5 protein-coding genes are annotated in these 9,942 nt (G+C 65.4%); 1 reads left to right on the plus strand and 4 read right to left on the minus strand.

Annotated elements, in window-relative coordinates:
* The first annotated feature begins 724 nt into the window (after positions 1–724).
* Positions 725–4,480 (plus strand): NACHT domain-containing protein, encoded by a 3,756-nt coding sequence (locus tag ACLJOU_RS46625; RefSeq protein ID WP_410575736.1) that lies wholly within the window; start codon positions 725–727, stop codon positions 4,478–4,480.
* Positions 4,481–4,804: 324 nt separating this feature from the next.
* On the opposite strand, the gene ACLJOU_RS46630 is transcribed toward ACLJOU_RS46625, so the two are convergent.
* The 4 genes from ACLJOU_RS46630 to ACLJOU_RS46645 form a co-directional block, all read right to left on the minus strand.
* Positions 4,805–5,719, minus strand: coding sequence for an NlpC/P60 family protein (locus tag ACLJOU_RS46630; RefSeq protein WP_410575737.1), 915 nt, complete (start codon positions 5,717–5,719; stop codon positions 4,805–4,807).
* A 20-nt stretch (positions 5,720–5,739) separates the two neighbouring features.
* The gene (locus ACLJOU_RS46635) at positions 5,740–6,774 is read right to left on the minus strand and encodes a replication-relaxation family protein (protein ID WP_410575738.1); all 1,035 of its coding nucleotides are present in this window, start codon (positions 6,772–6,774) and stop codon (positions 5,740–5,742) included.
* A 16-nt stretch (positions 6,775–6,790) separates the two neighbouring features.
* On the minus strand, positions 6,791–9,292 hold the full coding sequence (locus tag ACLJOU_RS46640; RefSeq protein WP_410575739.1) for a type IV secretory system conjugative DNA transfer family protein: 2,502 nt from the start codon (positions 9,290–9,292) through the stop codon (positions 6,791–6,793).
* 32 nt (positions 9,293–9,324) lie between these two features.
* Positions 9,325–9,942: GP88 family protein (locus tag ACLJOU_RS46645; RefSeq protein WP_410575740.1), on the minus strand; the 618-nt coding region annotated here is incomplete at its 5' end.

Consider the following 9,942-nt stretch of genomic DNA (forward strand, 5'->3'; position numbering starts at 1 on the left):
CCCGCGCCGGCTTCTCGTCACGCTTACGTGGACTCACAAGGTCCGATGTCATCACTCACAGTGCCCATCCCGCCGGACCTTCGGCCCGGCGTGTCGGGCCGCAAACACCGATCTTGGAACAGTCCCCAAGCGTCAAGCGTCCACCCTGTTGGTCACTCGTTTGTCCGGGTGATGTCGCCGACGGTCGGTTATGAGGAGACGTCGTCGACGGCTTGGGTGCGGTAATGGCAGGCCGCCCTTCGGTTGGGGCGGCCCGCCAATTGTTGGGTTAGAAGTGGAGTTGGTCGATAATCCAGGCGAGGATGGTTCGGGTGATGCCAGAGAGAGCACCGGTGATGATGGCTTGGATGAGTGGTCGGTTCTTGCGGTCGCGGGTGTTGATCATCGCTTGCTCCCGTGGTCTGCGTCTGGGTTGTCGGTGACCACGGTTCCTGATTGGGCCGTTCGAGTGAGGCGTTGTCGGTGGTGTCCGGTTACGGAGGCTGTTTGGGCTGGTGGCGGCTAGATTGCGGTGATCGGACTCCGGTCGTTTCCGGTCGTCGAGCAAAGGTGGGTGGTGGCTCCGTTGGCGGGGTTGCAGGAGGCGTTCGCCGCTGACCTGGATCAGTTGCGGCAGCTTGCCGGGATGTCGATCGCCAGGTTGGCGAAGCGGGCGGGCCAGCGTTCTTCATCGGTGGGGGATCTGCTGCGTGGCGAGTGGGTGAGGGCACCATCGTGGGAGCGGGTGTCTGATCTGATTGAAGTGTGTGTTATCGAACTGCGGGAGTCAGGAGCGTTAATCGGTGCGACTGAGGAGATGCAGCGGCTGGGTGACCTGGAGTGGTGGAGAAAACAGCACGGCGATCTCGTACGACGTCTCGCCACTCGCTCTCACAAGGGCTCTGCAGCTCCGCGGGCAGGCACACAAATGTGGTCAGGTGAGACACTAGAAACGGTACGGGCGCGAATTGGCACGAGCCGCCCAATGGTGGCGGAGGAGGAGACGTCGCCGGCAGGGCGGATTGTCATGCGGGCGGGGGTCTCCGCGGGTCGGTCTGAGGAGTTGGAGCGGCTGGAGTTGCATCAGCGCAATGACCGGCACTTCCGCCCTCGCGCTCGTGGGGTGGACCATGCAGGCGATCGTGGCGACTATTTCACCGCCCGTACCACCGCTTTGCGCGAGCTGGCCACCTGGCTGCGCGGTGACCGCCACGACCGAAAAGCTAGGGTGGTCACCGGCCGGCCAGGCTCGGGCAAGTCTGCGCTGCTGGGGCGTCTGTTGATGCTGGCCGACCCGGACGAGCCCGCTCGCGCCCAAGCCGATCCAGACACGCTGCCCCCTGCTGGGCTAGAGATCGTGCCGCTGTACGCCCGTCGCGCCACCCGCGAGTCGCTCACTCAGGACCTGGCCTCCACTCTCGGTACTCCCGAGGCTGACCTGGGCGAGCTGCTGCAGATTGTGGCCGAGCGCCCCAGACCGCTCGTAGTCGTGGTCGATGCTTTGGATGAGGCTGGCACCGGCGGTGACCCCTACGAGGGCATGCGGATCGGTCGGGAACTGCTGCGTCCGATGACCTCCATGCCGACCGTGCGGTTAATCATCGGTACACGTGATCCGTTCATTGGCACTCTTGGCTCCGCAGTCACTGTCCTGGATCTCGATGACACCCACTACTTCGGCGCTAACGACGTGGTCGACTACGCCCGGGACGTCCTGCTGGACGCCCACGATCCTGACAGTCTCTCCCCCTATCGCGACGACCTCGCCGCTGCCACAACGATCGGCCGGGCGATCGCTGATCGGGCAGGGACGTCGTTCCTGGTCGCCCGGATGACCGCCCGGGCCTTGGTCGACGGCCAGATCACGATCGACACCACCCGTCCAGGCTGGCGCGACACCCTGCCTTCCGACGCCAAAGAAGCCTTCGCCGCCTACCTCGCCCGCTTTGGTGATAATCGGTTGAGAATTGAAAGTCTGCTGCGCCCTCTCGCTTACGCCCAAGGCAGTGGTTTGCCTTGGTCGACCTTGTGGACTGCGATTGCTGCGGCCCTGTCTGGTCTACCCTGCTCGCAGGACGATCTTCGATGGCTCCTGGAGTATGCGGGTGCTTACGTGATTGAGAGCGCCACTCACAATAATTTGGTGTTCCGGCTCGTCCACGAGACTATGGCCGAGCTGCTCCGCGCCCCCGGCGCCGACACCGACGCGCACCGCGCTATCACCGTCGCTCTCGTCGGTCAGGTCCCGGATAACCGAAATTCAGGAGGTAAGGACTGGGCCAACGCTCACCCCTATATCCTCCGTCACCTTGCCGCTCACGCCGCAGCTGCCGGTGCTGTCGACAACCTCATCGCCGATCCCAGCTACCTCGTGCATGCCGAACCTGACACTCTGTTGCCCGCACTGCGTTATGTAACCACAGATATCGGCGCGACTATTCGAGCTATCTATCGCACGAGTGCTCACTATCATCGGCGACTTGACCCGCATAATCGTCGCCATATCTTGGCTCTTGATGCTGCCCGTTTCGGTGCTCATGCCCTTGCCTGCGAACTGGCGTTGCCGCTGGGCTGGAAACCGCGCTGGGCCACCAGTGCTCAGACGGCTACCGCACTTTTCTCGACCCTTACAGGTCACAACGGGCCGATACGCGCGGCCGCTTGTGCAATCGTTGAGGGGAATGCGGTCGCAGTCACGGCCTCGCATGGATCTCGCGGGAGCATGCATATATGGGATTTGAGCACCAGTGAACTCCGCATGACGATCAACGGTTATACCGACTGGATAAGCGCAGTCGTCTGCATGGTGATCGACGGGACGCCAGTTGCAGTCAGTGCCTCGGGGGCAAAAATAGGTAAAATACACACTTATGATTTGCGTACGGGCGAGTTGCTTGGTGTGATCACGGATCAAGACGGATCGATTCACGTGGTTGCTACCGCGGGAATCGAGGGAAGCTCATTGATCGTAACGGGCGGTGGCGGTGATGGTGCCGTACGAGTATGGGATTTAATTACTGGTGACCTGCTGCAGACGCTTGGGCACCACACCGACTGGGTGCAAGGGGTGGCGTGCACAACGATCAATGGCTGTCCTGTCGCCATCACCGGCAGTAGGGACGGAAGCGTGCTCGTCTGGGATCTCGGCGAAGGTCGGCTGAGGAATGTGCTCGTTGTCTCCACGAATCCAACTTTCGAGGGAGTCGAAGCGGTAGCTTGCGCGGTGATCGACGAGTGTCCGACTGCTGTTGTCGGTCTCTTCAATGGCACGGTGCAAGTATGGAATTTGAACACTGGCGAACCACGCGGTACTTTCCATCACACCAGTTCAGTTTGCGATGTGACATGCGCTGTGCTTGACGGGCGTCCGATTGCTGTCATCGGTGGGCGGGATGGTGTTGTGCGCGTATGGGATCTGAAAAATGGTGAGCTGAATTCGACCTTCGCTGGCCACACTGATTATGTAGAAGCAGTAGCATGTACTGAGATTGACGGCCATCCCGTCGCTGTTACTGGCGGCGGAGGAAGCGGCATGCGTCGTGACGACGGAACAATTCGCGTGTGGAGCTTATTGGAGTCAGTTGATAGTGTTCGGATCGGTCATTCCGCAGACATACGAGCAGTGGTTTCGACGGTTGCTAATGGGCGGCCCGTGGCTATCACTGGCGGCGAAGACGGTGTAGTGCGGACGTGGGACTCAATCACAGGGAAGATTGGGGTAACTATCAACCTTGCGGATTCTGTGTGGGCGTTGGCCTGTACGGTGATCGATGGCCGCGCTGTAGTGCTTACCGGTGGAGTTCGACAGGCGGTACGCCTTTGGGATTTGATCACGGGCGAGCTTTTGGGGACGCTTGTGAATAGTTGGCACGTTCTCAACTTAGCTTGCGCGACGCTTGATGGTCGTCCCATTGCCGTGACAAGCGGTCTCGGAAGTGGAGAGTACCGTGACGCCGCGATAGTGGTGTGGGATTTGATAACCGGCGAAATTATTACCACCCTTGTCGAAAGTTTTGACCCACCTCGATCGGTAGACTGTGCGATGCTAAATGGTTGTCTGGTCGTCGTCAGCTGCGATGATGAAGAGTTGACCGTGTGGACCCCGACCTCCGGCGAATTGATTCGGACTGTCAGATTAGTGGGTCGAGCTCGCGTCATGGCGTGCACGACGATCGACGATCGTCCGATAGCTGTCATTGGCAACTGGGATGGCAACATCAAATTATGGAGCTGGAGTACAGGAGAACAATATTCCACTTTCCGCGGTCACACGGCTCCCGTGACCGAGCTGATATGTACAGTACTGGACGGAAATCCGGTTGTCATCTCTGGTAGCGAGGATGGTGTGGTCCGTCTATGGAACCTGGTGAACAGATCCGGCACCATTGTTCTACAACGCGCTAAGCCTGGTCCATTAAGTGTAAGTCTGGCCGGCGGGTGGATTCTGGCTGCGGGATGGGATTTAGTGGTCCTGGATCGAATTTCGCGCAGGGAGCATTAATTCATTTGCGGCGCACCGAAGCGTCGATCGAAACTCGCGCTCGTTGCCGTAAGGGTGCCTCGTGACTGCTCACTTTGTAGCAGATGGGCGCGTTACCTGTTCGATCCGGCGGTGTCTCGTCTTGGTGGCGAGGTCTACTACTTGGCTGCGCCAGGCCGAAGAAGACCATCATGCCTCTCGGGATCAGCAGGCGCAGGCACACGCCGACGTCGCCCCAGCAGCCCAGCTATCAGACACTGACGAGTGCTCCCGGACGGCCCCTCTTGCGTGTGCACAGGGTGGGTGCGAATCAGCGAGACGCACGACAACCTACGGCATTCCTGCTCAATTGGCCGGTCGCGAAGCTGTCAGGTAATCGTCCCCGTCCCAGCGGTACGAGCCGACCTGGACCGGCTCGCCGAAGGTCGGGGCGTGCACCATCTTCCCCGCCCCGATGTACAAGCCGACGTGGTGGACGTTGCCGCGCGTGCCGTAAAAGACCAGGTCGCCGGGGAGCAACGGCTGGCCGCCCGGCACCAGCGGGCCGGCGGCGTACTGGGTGCGAGCCGTGCGCGACAGGGCGACGCCAGCAGCCGCGTAGGCCGCCTTCGTCAGGCCCGAGCAGTCGAAGCCGCTGTCGCCGTTCAAAGGTCCGTTGCCACCCCAGAGGTACGGCAGCCCGAGCTGGCCGCAGGCGAAATTGATCGCCGTTGCGGTGGCCGCGTTCGGTGCCTGGATGTCGTCGCAACGGCCGGTGCCGACTGCGGCCTTGCTGTACCTCTCGGCTTGGTCGAGGACTTCATTGACGTACCAATCCGCGTGATTGTAGGCAAACAGCGCCTTCCGGATGTCGCTGGGCGCGCCGGACTCGCACAGGTAGTACGCCGCCGCGTAGATCGCGTCGTGCTTGTCCCATGGCGACGGCGGGGTCTTGCCGCCCGGCGGTAGGGGGTGCCGGACGACGACTCCGGCGAACGTGGACTGGAGGAACTGCATCGGCCCGCGGGCGCCGAACGAGTTCTCGGTTCCTTCCGCGATGCCGATCAGCTTGCTGCGGCCGTGGTCGCTCTCGACCTTGCCGATCGCCGCGAGGATCGACCAGTCCAGCCCGGGACACGCGGCGGCTGCCGCTCGGTAGAGGGCGAGGTAGTCGGCGGGGATGTCGGCGATGGCCTCCTGGCTGGGCTCGGTGCCGCTGCTGCCGAACACGGCCTTCACGACGCCTTGTCCGATGCCGCCGATGAGGATGATGACGACCACGACCGCGGTGTAGGCGACCTTCATGGGCGCCTCCGGAAGCGGCTGGCGGGCGAGGTGGGTGGGAACGGATCCGGAGCGTTCAGAGCCGCTGGACCTTGCTGGGCCGGGACCGAGCCTGGCGCCGGCACGTCGCCGGGCAGATCAGGTTGGGGCCAGAGCTGGGCGAGGTCGACGAGCCGCAACCGGCCGGGGTGGCGCGTTGCCGGACCGGCGATCGGGAGCCATCGGGCGGCGGCGGGGTCGCCGGCTGCGTCCGCGGAGGTGGTGGCCAGCGGCACGAGCTTGGGCCGGTCGAGCTGGGACAGGCAGTCGGCGAGCGCTCGGCGGGCGGAGGTCTCGCGCCGATGGGTGGGCAGCCAGATGAGGACCGGGGTGGTGATGCCGGTCGCGGCGGCGAGCTTCTCGTAGCCGTAGAGCTTGCGGCTGAGCTTGCCGAGGTCTTCGGTGCCGAAGTCGAACTCGAGGAAGAACTCGAGCTGATGGTCGTCTTCGCGCCACCGGCCGTAGGCGTCGGGACGCACCATGTCGCCGAACAGGCGTCCGCACCGGAGCTCGGACCACCACGCCGTCAGCGACCTTCGAGCCCCGGGACGTCGGCCCAGCGCGACCAGGGCGGTGAAGAAGCCGTTGACGCCGACCGTGTGGGCCAGACGCAGGGAGTGCGCGATCCCGATCGCGTCTTCGTGCCGGTAGCCGATCGACTTCGGATCGAGCCCGTCTTCGTAGGCGAGGGCGACCGCGCCGGCGAGGTCGAGCACGTAGTGCATCGGGGCGGTGCCGGTCGTGACGAACGGCTGGAACCGGTCGACGACCCGCCACTTGAACAGGTCAAGTAGCCGGTGGTTGGCCGCCCGCATGCTCGGGTAGCAGAGCTCGACGATCTGCTGGGTCGTGAAGACCTTGTGCTCGTAGAGCATTCGGGCCAGCCACCGGTCGCGGTGGGTCAGCCGCCCGGCGAGCTGGGCGTGGTGCTCGCCGGTGGTGGCCGCTCGCGGCGTGGGGCGTTGTGGCATGTGCCCGCGCAACGCCCGCTGAGGAGTGGGGTTCGAAATCATCGGAGGACCTCCGGTGTTAGGCAGCGCGGCGTGGATCAGCGGTGGGCGCTATGCCTTCGGGCGTGATGGGCTCGGCCTCGGCGACTGGCGGTCGGGTGTTGATGCGGGCTGCTTTGCGGATCGCCCTGGCACGGCCGGGGACCGCGGGCGGCAGCTTTTCGGTCACCGCGGTGAACGGCGGTGCTTCCTCTCCGCCGAGAACCAGGCGTGCGGCGACGTGGAAGGCGCCCAGGTTGGACAGGTCGTGATCGCTCAGCCGCGGCATGGTGTGGCGTGCCAGCCGCTTCGCGTCCTCAGGGGACGCGTTGAAGAAGATCTTCGACCGGGCGTTCGTGCTGATGCCCTCTTCCAGTTCCTTCGGGAGCTGGCCGAGGTACTGGTGGGCCAAGGTCATCGACAGGCGATATCCGCGCGCCTCGGCGAGCATGTCTTCCAGCGGGTACGCCAGGTTCAGGAAGTTGTGGCACTCGTCGACGTAGAGCCCGCAGTCGCGCCGCTGACGCTGCGGGACGCGGGCCCGGCGGGTGGCGGCTTGCCAGGTGCGGGCGACGACGATCGAGCCGACCAGCCGCGCCGTTTCCATTCCCAGCGCGTCGCGGGCGATGCGCACCAGGCAGATGCCGCCGGTGTTGAGCACCTCGTCCATGTCCACCGTGGACTTCCCGCCGGCGATCGCGGCGCGGACGAATGGACGTAGCAGGAAGCCGCGGACCTTGTTCATCAACGGCGAGATGACCTGCGCCCGGCTCGCTTCGGACAGAGCGTCGTACCAGGACCAGAACCCGCGCAGCACGTCATCGTCGATCTGGTCGCAGGCCCGTTGCCGGAACGCCGGGACCGTGAGGAGCTTGGGCAGGTCGGCCAGGGTCGGCGTGCCGGGCATCGCGGTCAGGGTGAGCAGTCCGGCGCGCAGGATGTCATCGGTGCGCGGACCCCACGAGGAGGCGTAGATCCGGGAGAAGATGCTGACGAGGTTGTCGACCGCGCGGGCCTTGTCCACGCCCTCCAGCGGGTTGAGCACTGGTGGCCGGCTGCGGGAGTCGGCGTCGAAGAGCACGACCTTCTCACCGAGCTCCTCGGGGATGCGCATCAGCAGGTCCGACACGAGGTCGCCCTTCGGGTCGACGACCACCACGCCGCGGCCAGCCTCGGCGTCGTCCAGGATCAGGCGGCCCATCAGCTCTGACTTGCCGGAGCCGGTCGCGCCAAGAATGTGCAGGTGATGACGCGCGTCGGCGACGTGCAGGCCGACCGGCCGGGAGTGCCCCGAGTCCGACAAGCCGAGCGGCTTGATCAAGTCACCGGCCGTGCCGATGCCGGGCGGCGGCGGTACGGCTTTCGCGCCGGCGCGCTGGAGGCCGGGCGTGGCTTCGTCGATCGGCAGGTGCGCGAGCGCGGCCAGCTCCGGGATCGAGAGCAGGTCGCCCTTGCCGAAACGGCGTTCGGCCAGCACCTGGACTGGGGCCCGGCGGAGCCGGATCCGGCGGAAGTAGTTGTGCTCGGAGAAGGCGGCGAACGCCGAGGCGATCGCGTGGCCGCGTCCCCGCAGCACCTCCCGGACCGCCTGGACCTCGGCGGTCGTCGCGTGCTCGGGGACGGTGGTGGCGACCGCGTATCGGATGCAGGTCTCGAACTGGTTCTGCCGCAGCTTCTCCACGACGGCGCGGTCCTGCGCGGCGAACTCCAGGCTGGTTTGCCGATCGAGCCCTGGTGTCCGCGAACTGGATGACGGCTTCGCGGTCTTGCCTGGCGTCACGACATCCAGCAGCCGGCCGACCAGGTTGACCGAGCTTCCCGCGTGCACCCGCCTCGCCGCGCGCCGCGCCTTGGTCGCGCGGTGCCCAGCGACGGGACGGGCGAGGATCTGCACGCAGGCCCGCTCGTGGGGGCCGAGCCCGACCGAGGCGCCGAGCAGGGCCCGGATCGGGTCGGCGGGGTGCTCGGTGCGGATCGGAAGTGCTTCCGAGCGAGCCAGCCGCAGCTCGCCGCCGACCGCTTCGATTCGCCGGCCCGCTGCGGAGGCGGTGGGGATCGGGGGCGCGGCCGGCGTCGTGCGGGTGTGCGCGCCGGGCCAGGCCGCCTCGATGGCGCGCTCGACCATCCCCGGCGGCACCAGGCCAGGCACCCACAAGCGGATCTGCACGCCGTCGTCGGTGAACGTCAACTCGAAAGCCAGGTGAGGTTGGCCGCCGAAGCGCCGCCGCCAACCTGGTCGCAGCAGGCCGACCAGGTTGGACCACACGGTGATCGCGCCGGATGGGTCGACGGTCGGCGGCGCCAGCAGGGTGACCAACCGGGCGTCGCTGACCAGGCTCTCGTGGTAGCGGCGGCGCCAGCGGCGTCGAGCGATCACCGCGGCGGTCGTCGCGACCGCCAGCGCCGGCCCGGCGATCGGCCCCCAGGCGAAGACGAGATCGCGAAGGTGGGCCAGCACGGTCTGGAACGCACCGAGCGGGTCGCGCAGGTAGTCGCCGGCAGGTGAGGCGAGAGAGGTGGATAGAGCGGACGGCCAGGACATCAAGACCTCCGAACGTAAGTTGGAGCGCTGGATCAGGCAGCTCGCGGCTCGCCGCCTTGCTCAGGCCGGGCCTCGGTGACGCGTGTCTGCAGTGCGCCGGAACGGGTGTTGTCGACGACCAGCCGCAGGCGCGTGCGGCGAGCGGAACGTGCGGCGTCGACTTCGGCCTGCCATTCGGAGAACCGGCGGCCAGCCAGGCGCTTGAGGTAGCTCGGAATCCGGTTTGCCGGCACACCGACCAGCTGCGGGCCGAGGACCGCGAGGAGGTCGCTGGCTTCCTGCGACGCCCACCCCGCCTCGACGATCGCCGCTTCGTCCGGGAACACGTCGGCGACGCGGTCCACGGCCGGGTTCAGCGCGGCGTCCTGCTTGCCGCCGTACGAGTAGACCCACAGGAAGTTCGGCGGCGGATCAGGCTCGACGAGGGACCTGAACCGGGAAACCTCTTTGGTGTACGCGTAGAAGTTCGTGTCTGGGCGAGTCCTGCAGATGTCCAGCCATGCCAGCAGGTAGTCGTCGCTGATTCTCTGGGGCTCGCGATGCCTGAGGCCGACTCCAGATAGGAGTTTGTGCAGCTCAGTGGCTATCTTGATCCACCGTAGTGTGTGCGACAGTTGTCGTGCAAGGCACGCCGCAGCGATCACCGAATA

The sequence above is a fragment of the Amycolatopsis sp. cmx-4-61 genome (genome assembly GCF_046548775.1).
Lineage (GTDB): Bacteria > Actinomycetota > Actinomycetes > Mycobacteriales > Pseudonocardiaceae > Amycolatopsis.

Excerpts from the sequence above, each read along its gene's own strand:
- ACLJOU_RS46640 (WP_410575739.1), bottom strand. The coding sequence starts at position 9,292 with ATGTCCTGGCCGTCCGCTCTATCCACCTCTCTCGCCTCACCTGCCGGC.
- ACLJOU_RS46635 (WP_410575738.1), bottom strand. The coding sequence starts at position 6,774 with ATGATTTCGAACCCCACTCCTCAGCGGGCGTTGCGCGGGCACATGCCA.